The following is a 15,439-nucleotide window of genomic DNA, read 5'->3' on the forward strand; positions in this document are numbered from 1 at the left end:
ATGTGGTGCGCTGTCGAGCCACTCAGTACCCCGGCAGGCACCAGCGCAACCACGACCGGCCAGGGTGCCGCGCCAAGCGATCTTGGCATCGGGTAGAGTTCACCTGTCGCCGGCGCTTGCCGGGGACGTGCGGACGTAGCGCAGCTGGTAGCGCATCACCTTGCCAAGGTGAGGGTCGCGGGTTCGAATCCCGTCGTCCGCTCGCGATGTGCCCCTCGGGGCCACCACGGGCGATTGGCGCAGTGGGAGCGCGCTTCCTTGACACGGAAGAGGTCACTGGTTCAAACCCAGTATCGCCCACCATCCATGCGAGCAGATCAGGTGGCCCGTTACCGGATGTCCGGTAACGGGCTTCGGTTACTCGCCGGCGCGGAGTACCTCGCTCAGCCTGTCGCGTCGCCGCAGGGCCGACTCGACGGGTACGACCGTGGCGGCCGTCGCCAGCAGCGCCACGCTCACCAGGCCCAGCAGCCACCACGGCAGGACCGCCGCCGGGTCGACGGCTTGGCCGGTGAGCAGCCGCAGGTCGAGCGGGCCGAGCGTCAGGCGTGCGAGTAGGGCGCCGAGGAGCGGGCTCCACACCGCGGCGACCACGACCGGCGGCAGCAGCTCTCCGGCGGCGACCCAGCGGGCGTCGCGTGGCCGCAGGCCGAGGGTTCGTAGCCGGGTCAGGGTCTGCCACCGCTCCGACGCACCGGCGGCGGCGGAGAGCGTGAGGCCGAGCAACCCCAGCGCCAGCAGTACCGCGGCGGCCGTCCACGCCAGCCGGAGGAGCCCTGCGGTCAGCGGAGCAACTCGTTGCGCCCGCAGGACGTCCGCGCGCAGCACGACGTCGGCGGCGACGCCGGTGTTCGACACGGCCCGCTCCGCGCCGGGGCCGGTCACCCAGACGGTGTTCGGGACGGCGGGCAGCCCGGCGTCGGCGAGCGCCGCGGCGTCCACGATGACGACGTCGTCGGTGCCGCCGACGGGAGGAGCGGTACCGACCGCGACGAGACGGATGGCTGGCGCGTTGTCCCGGGGTAGCTGCAGCCGCGTGCCGGTCCGCAGGTCGCCGTTGCTCGATCGGACCAGCGCGGGGACGTCCCCGCCAGCGCCGGGTGCCGTGAGCCGGGCCAGTGCCGGCGCGTCGGGCAGCGGAGTGGTGGCGAGCAGGCGCTGGAACGCGGCGGCGTCCACGATGACCAGGCGTGGGGTGAGCAGTGTCGATTCGGTGGAGACGCGTGCCGAGTCGGTCACCTGGGCGACGACAACCTGACCTACCCCGGGCGCGGCGGCGATGCGCTCGGCGAGTGCGGGCGTGCCGGCCTCGGCGTCGGTGCCGACGTCGAGGCGGGCGTCGGCACCGACTGTGCTCCACGCGCCGTCGGTCAGACCCCGGGTGACGGTGGCGCCGAGGATGAGCGCGAACGACGCGAGCGCCGTGGTGCTGACCAGGACCAGCAGCGGCAGCGCGCGCCCGGCTGTTGTGGCGGCCTGGGCGGCACTGAACACGGCCAGCGGGCGGCGCGAGCGCATTGCCTGTCGGAGCGCGAACCGCGCCCCGAGGGGCAGCAGCCGGAGCAGGACGAGCGCGCCGACGAGCGCGCCCAGGGCGAGGGCGCTGATCGGCAGGATCAGGTCGCCGGTCAGCTCACCGGTGTCGCCGTCGGAGGCGACGGGCTGGAGCCCGCGCTGGTGCAGTGTGACGAAGGCGGCGACCGCGGCGATCAGGACAGCGGCCTCCACGGCGGCGCGGCGCAACTGGCCGGTGGCCCGGATCCAGCGCCGAGCCGCCGGGTTGGCGGGTTGGCGCCGGTCGCGGCTGGCGCGTGCGGCGGCGAGGGTGCCGAATGCCGGCCCGGCGACGGCACCGGCCAGGACCACGGGAACGGCCCAGGTCCAGGAGACGCCCGGGGCGGCCGCGCGGGCGAGCGCGAGCCCGACGGCGGCGGCCGACAGGGACACCACTGTGGACTCGATGAGCAGTTCCGCACCGAGGTCGGGTAGCGCCGCCCCGCGCTGCCGGGCGGCGCTCAGCACCGGGGTACGGCGGCGTACCAGCAGGTCGGCGGCGAGCAGCAGGACCAGTACCGTGGCGGTCAGCACCCCGGCGAGCAGGACGGCGGCCTGCGCGGAAGCGGCGCTGTTGCGTGCACGGGCGTCGCGCAGGACGGTGTCGAGCTGCGATGCCCACTTCAGGGATGCGTCGCGGTCGCTCGACGAGCCGGAGGTTGCCTTGAGCTCGACCACCTGGCTGGCGAGCGTCGCGGTGGCGTCCCAGGTGAGCGCGTCGGAAATGGGTGCGAAGTGGACAGTGCGTCGCAGTTGGTCCTCGTCGACGGCGAGCCGGGCGTCCGGTAACGACTCGCGCGACAGCAGGCCGGCGAACCGGGTGGTCCCCGCGCCGTCGGCGCCGGGCACGGGGCGCAGTAATGCCGGGGCGAGTCGCCAGGCCGGGTCGGCGCTGTCCGCGGGTCGGTAGATCCCGCTGATCCGGAGGTCCTTGTCGCGTCCCTTGGCGTCCTTGGCCGGGATTCGATCGCCGGGGCCGAGGTGGAGCGCTGCGGCGTCCGCCTCGGAGAGGCCGACCTGCACCGGCCAGGGCTGTCCGTCGTAGGGGGTCTCGACGTACTGGTCGGAGACGGTGGGGCCGGGCGGGCTGCCGGCGATCCAGGTCACGGCCGGGCCGCCGAGGTCACCGGCCAGGTAGGTGAACTGGAAGGTACGCGGTGCGCTGCCGTCGGTGATGCCGAGGATCGGGCCGTCGACGGCGGCGACGGGCGGGAGCAGCGCGGCGTCCAGGTCGGGCCCGAGCGCGTATGTCGCCCGGGCGGTGAAGTCGTCGACCTCCTCGGCGAGGTGGGGCATCCGGACCCGCCCGCCGGTCGGCCCGTCGTCGCGTTCCCAGTTGGCGTGTACGAGGACGTTCGAGTCGTAGCCGGCGCGGCGGACCGTGTCCTGGACGGCGTTGTCGGCGGCGGCACCGAGCAGCGGTGGCGCGGCCCCGGCGAGCAGTGCGACGGCCGCGATGACGGCGGCGGTGAGCAGCAGCGGGCCGGCGTCGGTGCGGCCACGGCCGCGGATGCTGGGCCAGTGCGGCGCGGGCCACCGGCGGGTCAGCCACCGCTTCACGGCGACACCCGCAGGTGCGCGGCGTCGGCCCGGCGGACCTGGACGGTGACCACGACGGCGACCGCCAGCATGCATCCGGTCAGCAGTACGGCCAGCAGTGCGGTCTCGGCCGGCCACGGCCAGTGCGGCTGGGTGGCCGGGACGGGCGCGGCGCCGGTGTCGGAGCGTACGAGCAGGGGAGCGACGAGGCGGGTGGCGAGCGCGCCGACGGCCGCGCCCGCCGCGAGCAGGGGCAGCAGGACGCCGGCGTGCTGGCCGAGCAGCACGGCCCGGATGCCGCGCCGGGACATCCCCAGGCCGCGCAGCCGCGTCACCTCGACGGCGCGGACCTGTAGATCACAGGTGACGTGCAGGACGACGCCGGCGAGCAGCAGCAGGGCCGCGGCCGGGACGATGAGCCGGAGCGCGGCCGGCAGCCCGGCGCGCAGCGGGCCGCCGATGAGGCGGGCGGTCTCCGCCTCGCGGGTCTCCACGGTGCCCAGGTGCAGGGCGGTGGCCCGCTCGGTGGCACCGGGATCGGCTGGGTGGCCGATCCACCAGGCGTCGACCGGGAACGTCAGGTCGCCGGTGACGGCGCGTGCGCGCGACAGCGTGTCCAGGTCGGCCAGGACGGCGACGGCGCCGGGGGCGGACGGTACGGTCGGCACGACCTCGGTGACGACGATCGGGACGGGCGTGATGCCGACCGTGACGCTGAGCTGGCTGCCGCTGTCGGCACCGACCTCGCTGGCGAAGCGGGCGGAGACGGCGACGGGCACCGGGCCCGGGTCCGGGAAGGCGGTGGCGACGAGGGTCCGGGCGGCGTCCTCGGCGCCGCCGAGCTCGACTGTCGCGGCCATCCGCAGCGCGGTTCCCGTCGGCGTGGCGGACACCATGACGGTCGGGTCGCGCAACCTGCTCGGGACCGGCGGCGCGGACGTGGCGGTCCAATCCGATCCGTCGGTGGACCTCTCCGCCGTTCCGGCGGGCGGCAGGGTGAGTGTGAGGGCTACGGCGACGGGTCCGCCGACCGCGTCGGTGGTGACCGGCAGGGCGACTGCGACGAGGCGCAGCCCGTCAGCCGTCGCGCAGGCGGGCAGCCGAAACTCCTGCCCGTCGAGCGGTACGGCGGGACCGGTACAGGACGTGCGTAGGCCGGTGGCGTCCTGCAGCAGCAGCCGGGGCGTCACAACGAGTGGGGTGGCGTCGGCGGCGGTCCCGCTCAGGACGAGCGGGGCGCCTTTCGGAATGGCGAGGCCGGTGACCCGGGTGCGTGGCGCCAGCCTGGTGCCCACGTCCGCCCATCCGCGGTCGCCGTCCAGCCGCCCGCGCAGCAGCGCGTCGGCGCGGGTGGTGTCGACGGCGACCAGGCGCGGCGCGTCGCCGGCGTTGCCGAGCCACTGACCGACTGTGGTACCTCGGTCGAGAGCCGGACTCACGGCTCCCGCGGTGGCCGCGCTGACGACCGCGCCATCTCCGGCCACCGGCGCCGTGCTGAGGGTGAGTGCGAGGTCGGTGCCGACGGAGAGCGCGGCCTGGTCGCGTTGCGACTGGTGCCACGTGCTGTCGAAGGCGAGGCCGAAGGTTCCCGCCGCGCAGGCCAGCCCGACGAGCAGCCCGGCGGCGACCGCCTGGGGCCGGCGGGCGGCCTCGGAGACCGCCAGTGGAAGCGCCAGCCCGCGGGCGCGGTGCGCCAGCCGGTCGGCGGCGCGCAGGGCGGGCAGTACCACCCGGAGAGCCAGGGCGGCGCCTGCGGTGAGCAGTAGCGCCGGTGCGAGCACCCGGACCGCGTCGGCGCGTGGGCTGGCGGCGGTGGACTGCGCGTACAGCTGCCACCACCCGGCGGCGGCGAACACCGCGAGCATCAGGTCGGCACCGGATCGGGCCAGCAGTTCGCGGCGGGTGCGCTGGTCGCCGGCTGCCGGGACGGGCCGGATCGCCAGGAGGGTGAGTACGGCGGCGAGCACCAGCGCGCCGCCGACGACCGCGAGGACCTGGGCGCCGACGATGGCCGGTCGGACCGTCAGGCCGGCGCCGTCCAGCGGCGGCAGGTGGGTCAAGCCGGCGTGCAGGGCCGACGAGGCCGGTATCGCGAGCGCGGCGGCGACGCCGGCGACGAGCCCGGCCTCGAGTGTCGCGGTGGCGGCGAGTTGGCGACGGCTGGTGCCCAGGGCGGACCGCAGGGCGGTCTCGTCGGCGCGTATGCCAGTGGTCAGCCGGCCGGCGAGGACGAGTGCCGTCGCCGCCAGGACACCGCCGAGGACGGCGATGGCGAGCACGACGGCGGCGGTGGTGTCCCGTTGGTCGTCGGCGGACCGCAGGGTCAGTGGCAGGTCGGAGGCGACACGTGCGAGCTGGACGCGGTCGCCGAGGGTGCCCGCCAGCCGGCGGTCGGCACTGCTGACGGCCCCGGCCACGGTCTCCAGGTCGTGGCGGTTGCTGTCGGACAGGTCCGGATGGGCGGTGACCTCCAGCCGGTCGACTGTGGCGCCGGTGGTGACCAGGTCGGCGAGGTCGACGAGGAACGGGCCGTAGGCGTTGACCGGCTGCATGAAGCGGCCGTCCCGGTAGCCGGTGGCGGAGCCGGCAGCGGCCAGCGGGTCGCGGTCCCACCCACGCCCGGGCAGCGGGCGTACCACACCGACGACGACCACGTCGATGGCCGGGACGGGCGCGTGGGCCAGCTCGGCGCCGAGGCGCACCCGGCGGCCGGGGGTGAGGCCGAGCAGTTGTGCGGTGGACTCCAGCAGCACCGCGTCGCCGGGGTGCTGTGGCCAGCGCCCGGTGACCAGCTCGCCTCGGGTCGGCAGGTCGTCCAACCCCGACAGGTACGCCTGAGCCGGCACGGTGGTGCCCTTGGTGAGCGTGGGCGGCAGCGCCCGCAGAACCGTCGACGCCCGCGCGGTCGTCGTCACCGGGAACGGTGCGAGCGCGGAGGCCACCGCGGTGCGGGTGTCGGCGGCGACGGACGGCGTGTCCGGGCCCTCGACGGTGCCGGTGTAGACGGTCACGTCGACGGCGGCGGGGGCGGCGCGGGCCATGGCGACCTCCAGCGCCCGCTCGGCGGTGCGGGTGATCAGCAGGGTGCAGGTGCCCAGTAGGGTCGCGCCGATCGTGACGACCGCGAGGAGGGCTGCCAGCAGCGGCCACTGCGCGCGGGCGCGCCTGCTGACCAGCCTCATCGTCGCGTCACCCGGCGTCCGGCACCGGCGCGTACGGCTGTCCGGCCGCCTGTTCGTCAAGGTGCCCGTCGTGGATGCGGATCACCCGGTCGGCCAGGGCCATCATCACCGCGTCGTGCGTCGACACCAGCACGGTGACGCCTTCGGACTCCACGATCCCGCGCAGCAGGGCCATCACCGACAGGCCTGTCTCGGCGTCCAGTTGCCCGGTGGGTTCGTCGGCGAGCAGAAGCTGGGGCGAGGCGGCCAGCGCGCGGGCGATCGCGACCCGCTGCTGCTGGCCGCCGGACAGCTCGGCCGGGCGCTGCCGGGCGTGGTCGGCCAGGCCGATCAGCTCCAGCAGCAACTCGACCCGTCGCTCGCGCTCGGTGGGGGCGACGCGGGCCATCCGCAGCGGGGCCGCGACGTTCTCCGCGGCCGACAGCACCGGGATCAATCCGAAGCTCTGGAAGACGTAGGACACCTTCTCGCGCCGCAGCCGGGACAGGCCGTCCTCGTCGAGCGCTGTGACGTCGGTGCCGTCGACGTGCACGGTGCCGGCGTCCGGGCGGTCCAGGCCGCCGATGACGTTGAGCAGTGTGGTCTTGCCCGAGCCGGACCGGCCGACGAGCGCCACCATCGAACCGGCGGCCACGTCGAACGACACACCCCGCAGGGCGTGTACGACGCTCGGCCCGGTCCGGAAGCGCCGGTGGACGCCGCGCACGCTGAGCAGCGGCTCGCTGCTCATTCGCCGTGCACCGCGTCGGGGCGGATCGTGATGTGGTCGGGTTCCAGGGCCAGCCGGACCCGTCGGGTCAGCGCCAGCGCCTGGCGGAACTCGCGGGGCACCTGGACCCGCCCGGCCCGGTCCATCACCGCGTACTCCTCAGCGATCATGTGCGTGTCGCCCTCCGCGTCGGTGGTGGCGCGGCGCAGCACCTCGCTGCTGGTACGCCCGTCCCGGATCGCGACGGTCCGTTCGACCTGGCCGCTGACCTCCGGATCGTGGGTCACCACGACAACCGTGACGCCGTAGCGCCGGTTGACGTCCCGCAGCACGCCGAAGACCTCCGCGGACGTGGCGGCGTCCAGCTCGCCGGTCGGCTCGTCGGCGAGCAGGACCCGCGGCTGGTTGGCCAGCGCCACAGCGATCGCGACCCGCATCTGCTGCCCTCCGGAGAGCTGCCCGGGGCGTCGATCGGCGCAGTCGGCGACACCGAGGCTGTCCAGCAGTTCGGCCGCGCGCTCCCGGCGTTCCCGCTTCGCGGTGCGGGCCGCCGTCATCGGCAGGTCCACCATCTCGCGTGCGGTCAGGTAAGGGATCAGGTTGCTCGCCGTCTGCTGCCGTACGAACCCGACGGTGTGCCGCCGGTAGTCCACCCGGTCCGCGCGGGACATCGTCAGCAGATTCCACCTGTCGACCCGGACCCGCCCGGCGGTGGGGGCGTCGATGCCGGCCAGGATGGAGAGCAGCGTCGACTTGCCGGACCCGGAGGCGCCGACGACGGCGACCAGCTCACCGCTCTCCACGGCCAGGTCCAGTCCCTGCAACGCCTGCACCTCGATCGAACCGGTCTGGTAGATCCGCACCAGGTTCTCGCAGACGATGAGCGCGTCCCGGCCGAACTCGGGCGCTCGCGCGGACGGCTGCGGCAGGGACAGCGGTGTGCTGGACATTGCCTTCTCCGTCCGGGTTGCGCGCCTCGATGGCCCGTACTGACGCAGATTGAAGCAGTTTCGCAATCGGCGGTTCCGTTGACCATGCCCGGGGCGGCCTTCCTGCATGCTGGACGAGGGACTCTCCACCTGCCGAGGCCGGTCTTCGCTGTGGCGGTCGTGAACCTGCCGGGCTCCCACGCCGACTGAACAGGCGAAGGAGGGCCGATGAGCGATGAGTTGCTGGTGGTCCGCTGCCAGCTGGGTGAACGGGAGGCGTTCACCGAGCTGGTGCAGGGCTGGCATCCGGCGGTCGAGCGGTACGTCGGGCGGATGCTCGGCGGGTCCGACGACGATGTGGTGCAGGAGATCTGGCTGGCGGTTTTGAGAGGGCTGCCGAGGTTGCGGCAGCCGGACCGGTTCACCCCGTGGCTGTTCACCATCGCCCGCCGGGCGGTGCTGAACCGGCTGCGGGAGGCGTACGCCCGACCGGAGTCCGAACCGATCGACGACCTGCCGGGCGACGACGAGGCCGAGGGGGTCGTCAACCGGGAGACGGTCGCCGGCGCGCTGGCGGCGCTTCCGGCCCGGGAACGGGAGGTGCTCCTGCTGTTCTATCTGGAGGATCTGCCGCTGGACGCCTGCGCGCAGATCTGCGCCGTACCCGTCGGCACGGTCAAGTCGCGGCTCAACCGGGCCCGCAGGTTGTTACGTCACGAGCTGGTGCGGAAGGGGTACGAAGCATGACTCCGGAAGAGGTGCTGGCGCGACTGGACGCGCCGTTGTCGTTGCGCAGGCGGGTCGGCTACCTGGCCCTGGCGTTCACCGCCCTCACCGCGAGCGCCCTGATCGGTCTGCTCTGGGCGACCGAGCCCGGGTTGCCGATGCGCACGAACGTGGCCTTCGCCGTCCTGGTGGCGATCGGCTTGTGCTGGGCGGCGTTCGGCGGTTGGGCAGTGACCCGACGGACTCCGCTGTTCGCCCGGGATCGGGTGGTCGCCGGTTGGCTCGGCGTCGGCGCGTGGCTGGCATTCAGCGTCGGCGCGCTGGTCATCACCCTGGTACGGCACCAGTTCGAGCCGTGGCTGCTGGGCGTTGTGCTCGTGCTCGGCGTCGTGGCGGCCGTGCACCTGCGGGCCGCCCGCCGGGCGAGGGCAGCGCTGCTGCTGCGCAGGAACGCGCTGGCCGGGCCGGCGACAGGCGACGAGTGAACGGCGGCACCACCTCGCGGTTCTGCCACGGGCAGATCCGCTGCCGGTGAACAGGGGTGCCCTCCGCCGACAGGTGCCGGCAGAGTGGAGCGCATGAGACTTCTGGTGCTTGGCGGTACGGGCTTCGTGGGCGGGGCCACGGTCACCGAGGCGCTGCGCCGTGGCTGGTCCGTGACGGTGTTCAACCGGGGGCTGCACGGCGCGGTGCCTCCCGACGTACACCGGTTGCGGGGTGACCGCACCGCGCCGGACGGCCTGGCGGCGTTGGCCGGCGGCGAGTGGGACGTCGCGGTGGACACCTGGGACGGCGCGCCGCGGGCGGCCGGCGACGCCGCCCGCGCCCTGGTCGACACGGTCGGCCACTACGTGTACGTGTCCAGCGGGTCGGTCTACACCGACCACGCCACCGCGGGGTTGCATGAGGACTCCCCGGTGGTGGACGCCGACCCGGGCTCCGTCGACGGCGACTACCCGCAGCTCAAGGCCGGTGCCGAGCGCGCGGTGCGGGAGGTGTTCGGGGAGCGCTCGCTGGTCGCCCGGGCCGGTCTGATCCTGGGCCCGGGGGAGGACATCGGCCGGCTGCCCTGGTGGCTCCGGCGGATCGAGCGGGGTGGGGACGTGCTCGCCCCCGGGCCGGCCGACCTGCCGGTGCAGTACGTCGACGTCCGCGACCTGGCCGGCTGGATGGTGGACGCCGGCGCCCGCCGGTTGGGCGGGACGTTCAACGCGATCGGTCGTCCGGGGCAGACCACGATGGGTGAGCTGCTCGACGCGTGCGTGGCCGCCACCGGTGCCGACGCCCGGCTGCGCTGGACCGATCCGGCGTCGATCCTCGCCGCCGGTGTGCAGCCCTGGAGCGACCTGCCGATCTGGATGCCGCGCGGCCACCCGTACCGGGGTCTGCTGGAGCAGGACGTGACCCGGGCCCTCACCGCCGGGTTGACCTGCCGGCCGGTGACCGAGACCGTCGAGGACACCTGGCGCTGGCTCCGTGAGGTCGGTGCGGTTCCGCCGCGTGCCGGGCGACCGCAGCGCAGCTCGATCGGTCTGGATCCGGCAGTGGAGGCCGCGGTGCTCGCCGCCTGACCGAACCCCTCGGCGAGTGGCACGGTCAGCGTTCGCGGACCACCGCGACCGGGCAGTTGGCGTGTTGGATGAGCTGTTGGCTGACCGAGCCGAGCAGCATGCCGGCCAGTCCGCCCCGGCCCCGGCTGCCGGCCACGACCAGCCGGGCGTCCCGACTCGCCTCGATCAGCATCGCCGCCGGGCTTGTCGACACCAGGTCGACGGTCACGGCCAGCTCGGGGAACGTCCGCCGCCACGGCTCCAGCGCCTGCTCCACGGCGGCCCGCTCGTCGGGCACCCCGGCCGCCCCGCCGGGGCCCTGTGTCCAGGCGTGCAGGACCCGCAGCGGCATCTGCCGTTGCGCCGCCCGTTCGGCCGCGAAGCCGAGCGCCACCAGCGACGGTCCCGAGCCGTCCACCCCGACCACCACCGGGCTCGACGGGTCGGTCGCGGCGCTGTCGGCACCATCCCGGACGACCACTACCGGGCAGTGGGCGTGCGCGGCGACCGACACCGCCGTCGAGCCGGCCAGCAGGCCGCCGAATCCGCCGTGACCTCGGCTGCCGAGCACCAGCATCCCGGCCTCGGCCGAGCGTTCCTGCAGCACCAGCGCGGGCGGTCCGTCGTACACCTCGCCGGTGATCCGCAGCCCGGGGTGCGCGGCGGAGGCGTCCGTCGCGGCCTTGCGGACCAGGTCCTCGACCTGCCGGCGGGCGGTGTCGTCGGGCCACACGCCGGGCGCCACGCCCGGGCCGACCCAGCTCGCCACGGTCAGCCATTCGAAGACGTACGCCAGCCGCACCGGCTGGCCGCTGTGCCGCGCCTCCTCCACCGCCCAGTTCAGGGCCACCGAGGCGTCGGTGGAGCCGTCGTAGCCGACCAGGATCTCCGCGTCGCGCACGTCGTCCTCCTTCAGGGGGTGGTCGGGTCGGTTTCGCGGATCCAGCGCCACTCGGCGACCTGGGGGTCGTCCTCGCCGTACTGGCGGGTGTAGTCGCGGGCCGCCTGCCGGGCGTCGACCATCCGTTGGCGCAGGTGCGCGGCGCGGGCGGCCAGCCCGGGCACCCGGTCGATGACGTCGATGACCAGGTGGAAGCGGTCCAGGTCGTTGAGCATCACCATGTCGAACGGGGTGGTGGTGGTGCCCTCCTCCTTGTAACCGCGCACGTGCAGGTTGTCGTGGTTGCTGCGGCGGTAGGTGAGGCGGTGGATCAGCCACGGATACCCGTGGTACGCGAAGATGATCGGCCGGTCCTCGGTGAAGATGGTGTCGAACTCGTTGTCGGTCAGGCCGTGCGGGTGCTCGGTGTCCGGCTGGAGCCGCATCAGGTCGACCACGTTGACCAGGCGCACCCTCAACTCCGGGAGGTTCTGGCGCAGCAGCTCGACGGCTGCCAACGTCTCCAGGGTGGGCACGTCTCCGCAGCAGGCGAGCACCACGTCCGGCTCGGTGCCGCCGTCGTTGCTGGCCCACTCCCAGATGCCCAGGCCACGCCGGGTGTGCTGGATCGCCTCGGTCATCGTCAGCCAGTTCGGCGCCGCCTGCTTACCGGCCACCACCACGTTGATGTAGTGCCGGCTGCGCAGGCAGTGGTCCATCGTGGCGAGCAGCGTGTTCGCGTCCGGTGGCAGATAGACCCGCACCACCTCGGCCTTCTTGTTGACCACGTGGTCGATGAAGCCCGGGTCCTGGTGGGAGAAGCCGTTGTGGTCCTGCCGCCAGACGTGGCTGGACAGCAGGTAGTTCAGCGAGGCGATCGGCTGCCGCCAGGGGATGGCCCGGGTCACCTTCAGCCACTTGGCGTGCTGGTTGAGCATCGAGTCGACGATGTGGATGAACGCCTCGTAGCTGGTGAACACGCCGTGCCTGCCGGTCAGCAGGTAGCCTTCCAGCCAGCCCTGGCACAGGTGCTCGGAGAGCACCTCCATGACCCGCCCGTCGGGGGAGAGGTGGTCGTCGCCGGGCACTGTGGCGGCCACCCAGGCCCGGTCGGTCACCTCGAACGCGGCGCCCAGTCGGTTGGACGCGACCTCGTCCGGGCCGAACAGCCGGAACGTCTCCGGGTTGGCGCTGATCACGTCGCGGATCCACGGGCCGAGCGCCCCGGTCGCCCCGGCGATCGGCGTACCCGGTTCGGGAACCTCCACGGCGTAGTCGCGGAAGTCCGGCAGGGTCAGGTCGCGCAGCACCAGACCCCCGTTGGTGACCGGGTTGGCGCTCATCCGCCGGTCGCCGCGCGGCGGCAGCGTCAGCAGCTCGTCCACCGGCGCGCCTGTCGCGTCGAACAGCTCCTCCGGCCGGTAGCTGCGCAGCCAGTGCTCCAGCTCGGCCCGGTGCGCCGGGTTGTCGCGTACGCCCGACAGCGGCACCTGGTGGGCGCGGTAGGTGCCCTCCACCTGGGTGCCGTCGACCTCACGCGGGCCGGTCCAGCCCTTCGGCGTCCGTAGGACGATCATCGGCCAGCGGGGACGTTCGACGACACCCCCGGAGCGGGCCCGCCGCTGGATCTCCGCGATCTCGTCGAGTACGCGGTCCAGCGTCGCCGCGAGGGTCCGGTGCACCTGCGCGGGCTCGTCGCCGGCCACCACGTACGGCTGGTAGCCCGATCCGCGCAGGATGTCGAGCAGGTCGGTCTCGGGGATCCGGGCCAGCACGGTCGGGTTGGCGATCTTGTAACCGTTGAGGTGCAGGATGGGCAGCACCGCGCCGTCGCGTGCCGGGTTGAGGAACACGTCGGAGAGCCAACTGCCGGCCAGTGGCCCGGTCTCCGCCTCCCCGTCGCCGATCACGCAGGCCACCAGCAGGTCCGGGTTGTCGAACGCGGCGCCGTAGGCGTGGCTCAACGCGTACCCCAGCTCGCCGCCCTCGTGGATCGAACCCGGCACGTCCGCCGCGACGTGGCTGGGGATGCCGCCCGGGAAGGAGAACTGACGAAAGAGCCGGGACATCCCGACCTCGTCGCGCGCCACGTCGTGGTAGCGCTCCGACCAGGTGCCCTCCAGCCAGGTGTTGGCCACGATGGCCGGGCCGCCGTGGCCGGGGCCGGTGACCAGCATGGCGTTGAGGTCGCGTGCCACGATCACCCGGTTGAGGTGGGCGTAGATCAGGTTGAGGCCAGGGCTGGTCCCCCAGTGCCCGAGCAGCCGGGGTTTGATGTCGTCGGGGGTCAGCGGCTCCCGCAGCAGCGGATTGTCCAGCAGGTAGATCTGCCCGACGGTGAGGTAGTTCGCGGCGCGCCAGTAGGCGTCCAGCCGGCGCAGCTCGTCGTCGGTGAGGGCGCGGTGCACGTCGAGAGCGGTGTCCATCATGCTGCCTCTCGCGGGGTAGGAGTGGGGCGTCCAGCCTGGCCATTGCGGACGCCCCGGGGTCAGGGCTGGTGGTCCCGCGCCGGGCGGGCGCCGGGCCCGGTCAGCGGCGCCTCGGCCAGGCCGCGGACGACGACCACCGGGGCCGGGGAGTGGTAGAGCAGGGACTGGGCGACCGCGCCCAGCATCGCCCGGCCGGGTTCGTCGCCCCGGGCGGCGACCAGCGCCACCTGCGCGCTGCGGGACGTGTCGATCAGCACGTCGGCGGGGTCGCCGCGTACCACGCGGCACTCGATCGGCACCGAGCTGTGGCGGCCGGTGTGCTGGGCCAGCGCCTCGCTGAGTTGCTCGGCGACCGCGTCGGTGTCCTCGTCGTACTCCACCACCCGCAGCGCCAGCAGTCGGGCGTCCCGGCGGGCCGCGCACTCCACGGCCCACCGCAGGGCCAGGTGCGAGCTGGGTGAGCCGTCCACCCCGACCAGCACCGGGCCCGGCGGTGGCGGCTCACGACGGACCACCAGCAGCGGGCAGCCGGCCCGTGCGGCCAACTGCACGGCAGGCGTACCGGCCGGGACGCTCTGGCCGCTGCCCGCCATTCCGCTGTCGCCGACGGCCAGCAGAAAGGCCACCTCTGAGCGGCGAATGAGGGTGGCCAGCATGGCGCTCTCGACGATCTCGCCGCGTACGGTCAGCCCCGGCTCGGTCTGGTGGGCGAGTTGCGCGGCGCGAGTGATCAGCTCCTCGGCCTGGTCGCGGGGCGCGGCGACGGTGTCCGCGGCGAAGGCCGCGCGCCAGTCGAACATGTGCAGCAGGTGCAGTGGCCGACCGTGCCCGGCCGCCTCCTGCGCGGCCTGTTCGACGACCGGGAGGTCGAGTTCCGACCCGAGGCCGACGAGCACCGCTGCGTCGGCGGGTGCGGCCATCCGATATCACCTCCCGGGCGTCGCGCCCGGCACGACCAAGCTGTCCCCTGACCGAGGGTAGTCCGATGAGCACGATGGCGGGTCGGATCGGCTGCGTCGCCTCTCGTCAACCAGGGTTGACACGGGCCGTGCTGTCAACGTATGTTGACGGCATGAGTCAGGCGACAGAACTCGCGGCGGAAGCCGGCAGCACCGACCCCCGGGTCGGGCTGCGCGCCGTCCGCGCGCTACGCCGGCTGCTCGAGCGGCTCGAGGTGGTCCAGGTGGACAACGCCCGACGACAGGGCTGGTCCTGGCAGGAGATCGCCGACACGCTCGAGGTCAGCCGACAGGCAGTGCACAAGAAGCACGCCGGGCGACCGGCGGTCAACTCATCCTGGGAGGCGTGATGTTCGAACGGTTCACCGACCGGGCGCGTGACGTGGTGCGACGGGCGCTGGAGGAGGCGCGGGTCGAGGGCCAGCGGCCGGTCGGCACCGAGCACCTGCTGCTCGCCCTGCTCGCCGACGACGCCGGGCTGGCCAGCCGGGTGCTCGCCGACGCCGGAGTGCGCGCCGACGACCTGCGCGAACGCGTCCGCCGGCACACCGCCAGCGGCGGCGCGGGCCTCGGCGACGCGGACGCGGCTGCCCTGCGGGAGATCGGCATCGACCTGGCCGCCATCGTGGCCCGCATCGAGCAGTCCTTCGGCCCGGACGCCCTACGGGAGGCGGTGCCGGCGCCACGCCGCCGCTGGGGGCGTAAGCGGTATCTCGGCGGCCCGTTCTCGCCCCGTTCCAAGAAGGCGCTGGAGCTGTCCCTGCGGGAGGCCCTGCGGCTGCGTCACAAGCACATCGGCACCGAGCACATCCTGCTCGGAGTGCTCCGGGAGGGGAACGGGCTGGGTGCGTTGGTGCTCACCGAGTCCGGGGTCGACCTCGACGATCTTCGCCGACGGGTGGAGGTCGCACTGCGGGCGGCGGCATGACGGGTGGGGGCGTCTTGAAACCTGTCTGTGGCACTTCCGACGCCTGCCGGTCAC

Annotated in this window: 12 protein-coding genes and 2 tRNA genes; 7 read left to right on the forward strand and 7 right to left on the reverse strand. The window is 73.9% G+C overall.

Annotated features, from left to right (window positions below; translation table 11 throughout):
- Window positions 1-129 precede the first annotated feature (129 nt).
- Both ACQP0U_RS08480 and ACQP0U_RS08485 read left to right on the forward strand, forming a co-directional pair.
- Window positions 130-202, forward strand: a tRNA-Gly gene (locus ACQP0U_RS08480).
- A gap of 26 nt (window positions 203-228) precedes the next feature.
- A tRNA-Val gene (locus ACQP0U_RS08485) sits at window positions 229-303 on the forward strand.
- 54 nt (window positions 304-357) lie between these two features.
- On the opposite strand, the gene ACQP0U_RS08490 is transcribed toward ACQP0U_RS08485, so the two are convergent.
- Genes ACQP0U_RS08490 through ACQP0U_RS08505 form a run of 4 tightly spaced genes read right to left on the reverse strand, consistent with a single transcriptional unit; the run spans window position 358 to window position 7,934 of the window.
- Entirely contained in the window at window positions 358-3,114 is a 2,757-nt protein-coding gene (locus ACQP0U_RS08490) for an FtsX-like permease family protein (protein ID WP_433317261.1), read from the reverse strand.
- Window positions 3,111-6,275 carry a permease gene (locus ACQP0U_RS08495; protein ID WP_433317262.1) on the reverse strand — a complete coding sequence of 1,055 codons (3,165 nt, stop codon included), beginning with the start codon at window positions 6,273-6,275 and terminating at the stop codon, window positions 3,111-3,113. Before ACQP0U_RS08495 ends, ACQP0U_RS08490 begins: the two co-directional genes overlap by 4 nt.
- 7 nt (window positions 6,276-6,282) lie before the next feature.
- Window positions 6,283-7,005 (reverse strand): ABC transporter ATP-binding protein, encoded by a 723-nt coding sequence (locus ACQP0U_RS08500; RefSeq protein WP_433317264.1) that lies wholly within the window; start codon window positions 7,003-7,005, stop codon window positions 6,283-6,285.
- Window positions 7,002-7,934: an ABC transporter ATP-binding protein gene (locus ACQP0U_RS08505; RefSeq protein WP_433317266.1), complete on the reverse strand. Its 933-nt coding sequence runs from the start codon at window positions 7,932-7,934 to the stop codon at window positions 7,002-7,004. The genes ACQP0U_RS08500 and ACQP0U_RS08505 overlap by 4 nt, the downstream gene beginning before the upstream one ends.
- A gap of 207 nt (window positions 7,935-8,141) precedes the next feature.
- On the opposite strand from ACQP0U_RS08505, the gene ACQP0U_RS08510 reads away from it, so the two are divergent.
- The 3 genes from ACQP0U_RS08510 to ACQP0U_RS08520 all read left to right on the forward strand — a co-directional run bounded on the left by ACQP0U_RS08510 (window position 8,142) and on the right by ACQP0U_RS08520 (window position 10,210).
- The gene (locus tag ACQP0U_RS08510) at window positions 8,142-8,660 is read left to right on the forward strand and encodes an RNA polymerase sigma factor (RefSeq protein ID WP_433317267.1); all 519 of its coding nucleotides are present in this window, start codon (window positions 8,142-8,144) and stop codon (window positions 8,658-8,660) included.
- Window positions 8,657-9,124 carry a hypothetical protein gene (locus tag ACQP0U_RS08515; protein ID WP_433317269.1) on the forward strand — a complete coding sequence of 156 codons (468 nt, stop codon included), beginning with the start codon at window positions 8,657-8,659 and terminating at the stop codon, window positions 9,122-9,124. The genes ACQP0U_RS08510 and ACQP0U_RS08515 overlap by 4 nt, the downstream gene beginning before the upstream one ends.
- Before the next feature lie 93 nt (window positions 9,125-9,217).
- On the forward strand, window positions 9,218-10,210 hold the full coding sequence (locus tag ACQP0U_RS08520; RefSeq protein ID WP_433317271.1) for an NAD-dependent epimerase/dehydratase family protein: 993 nt from the start codon (window positions 9,218-9,220) through the stop codon (window positions 10,208-10,210).
- Between the two features lie 25 nt (window positions 10,211-10,235).
- Here the strand turns inward: ACQP0U_RS08520 and ACQP0U_RS08525 are convergent, their stop codons facing one another.
- From ACQP0U_RS08525 to ACQP0U_RS08535, 3 genes are all read right to left on the reverse strand, one after another.
- Complete coding sequence (locus tag ACQP0U_RS08525) at window positions 10,236-11,090, reverse strand: universal stress protein (RefSeq protein ID WP_433317273.1); 855 nt, start codon at window positions 11,088-11,090, stop codon at window positions 10,236-10,238.
- An 11-nt stretch (window positions 11,091-11,101) separates the two neighbouring features.
- Entirely contained in the window at window positions 11,102-13,495 is a 2,394-nt protein-coding gene (locus ACQP0U_RS08530) for a phosphoketolase family protein (protein ID WP_433320711.1), read from the reverse strand.
- Window positions 13,496-13,557: 62 nt separating this feature from the next.
- Window positions 13,558-14,418: a universal stress protein gene (locus ACQP0U_RS08535; protein WP_433317275.1), complete on the reverse strand. Its 861-nt coding sequence runs from the start codon at window positions 14,416-14,418 to the stop codon at window positions 13,558-13,560.
- A gap of 152 nt (window positions 14,419-14,570) precedes the next feature.
- Here ACQP0U_RS08535 and ACQP0U_RS08540 point away from each other — a divergent pair, with 152 nt between their 5' ends.
- Both ACQP0U_RS08540 and ACQP0U_RS08545 read left to right on the forward strand, forming a co-directional pair.
- Entirely contained in the window at window positions 14,571-14,807 is a 237-nt protein-coding gene (locus ACQP0U_RS08540; RefSeq protein WP_357263759.1) for an HTH domain-containing protein, read from the forward strand.
- On the forward strand, window positions 14,807-15,385 hold the full coding sequence (locus ACQP0U_RS08545; protein ID WP_433320714.1) for a Clp protease N-terminal domain-containing protein: 579 nt from the start codon (window positions 14,807-14,809) through the stop codon (window positions 15,383-15,385). The genes ACQP0U_RS08540 and ACQP0U_RS08545 overlap by 1 nt, the downstream gene beginning before the upstream one ends.
- Window positions 15,386-15,439 lie beyond the last annotated feature (54 nt).

The organism is Micromonospora sp. CA-269861 (assembly GCF_050948505.1).
In the GTDB taxonomy this organism is placed as follows: Bacteria; Actinomycetota; Actinomycetes; order Mycobacteriales; family Micromonosporaceae; genus Micromonospora.

What these genes read in the sequence shown, in the direction of transcription:
- ACQP0U_RS08495 (WP_433317262.1), bottom strand. Translation starts at nt 6,275, where the DNA reads ATGAGGCTGGTCAGCAGGCGCGCCCGCGCGCAGTGGCCGCTGCTGGCA.
- ACQP0U_RS08500 (WP_433317264.1), bottom strand. Translation starts at nt 7,005, where the DNA reads ATGAGCAGCGAGCCGCTGCTCAGCGTGCGCGGCGTCCACCGGCGCTTC.
- ACQP0U_RS08505 (WP_433317266.1), bottom strand. Translation starts at nt 7,934, where the DNA reads ATGTCCAGCACACCGCTGTCCCTGCCGCAGCCGTCCGCGCGAGCGCCC.
- ACQP0U_RS08510 (WP_433317267.1), top strand. Translation starts at nt 8,142, where the DNA reads ATGAGCGATGAGTTGCTGGTGGTCCGCTGCCAGCTGGGTGAACGGGAG.
- ACQP0U_RS08515 (WP_433317269.1), top strand. Translation starts at nt 8,657, where the DNA reads ATGACTCCGGAAGAGGTGCTGGCGCGACTGGACGCGCCGTTGTCGTTG.
- ACQP0U_RS08520 (WP_433317271.1), top strand. Translation starts at nt 9,218, where the DNA reads ATGAGACTTCTGGTGCTTGGCGGTACGGGCTTCGTGGGCGGGGCCACG.
- ACQP0U_RS08530 (WP_433320711.1), bottom strand. Translation starts at nt 13,495, where the DNA reads ATGGACACCGCTCTCGACGTGCACCGCGCCCTCACCGACGACGAGCTG.
- ACQP0U_RS08535 (WP_433317275.1), bottom strand. Translation starts at nt 14,418, where the DNA reads ATGGCCGCACCCGCCGACGCAGCGGTGCTCGTCGGCCTCGGGTCGGAA.
- ACQP0U_RS08540 (WP_357263759.1), top strand. Translation starts at nt 14,571, where the DNA reads ATGAGTCAGGCGACAGAACTCGCGGCGGAAGCCGGCAGCACCGACCCC.
- ACQP0U_RS08545 (WP_433320714.1), top strand. Translation starts at nt 14,807, where the DNA reads ATGTTCGAACGGTTCACCGACCGGGCGCGTGACGTGGTGCGACGGGCG.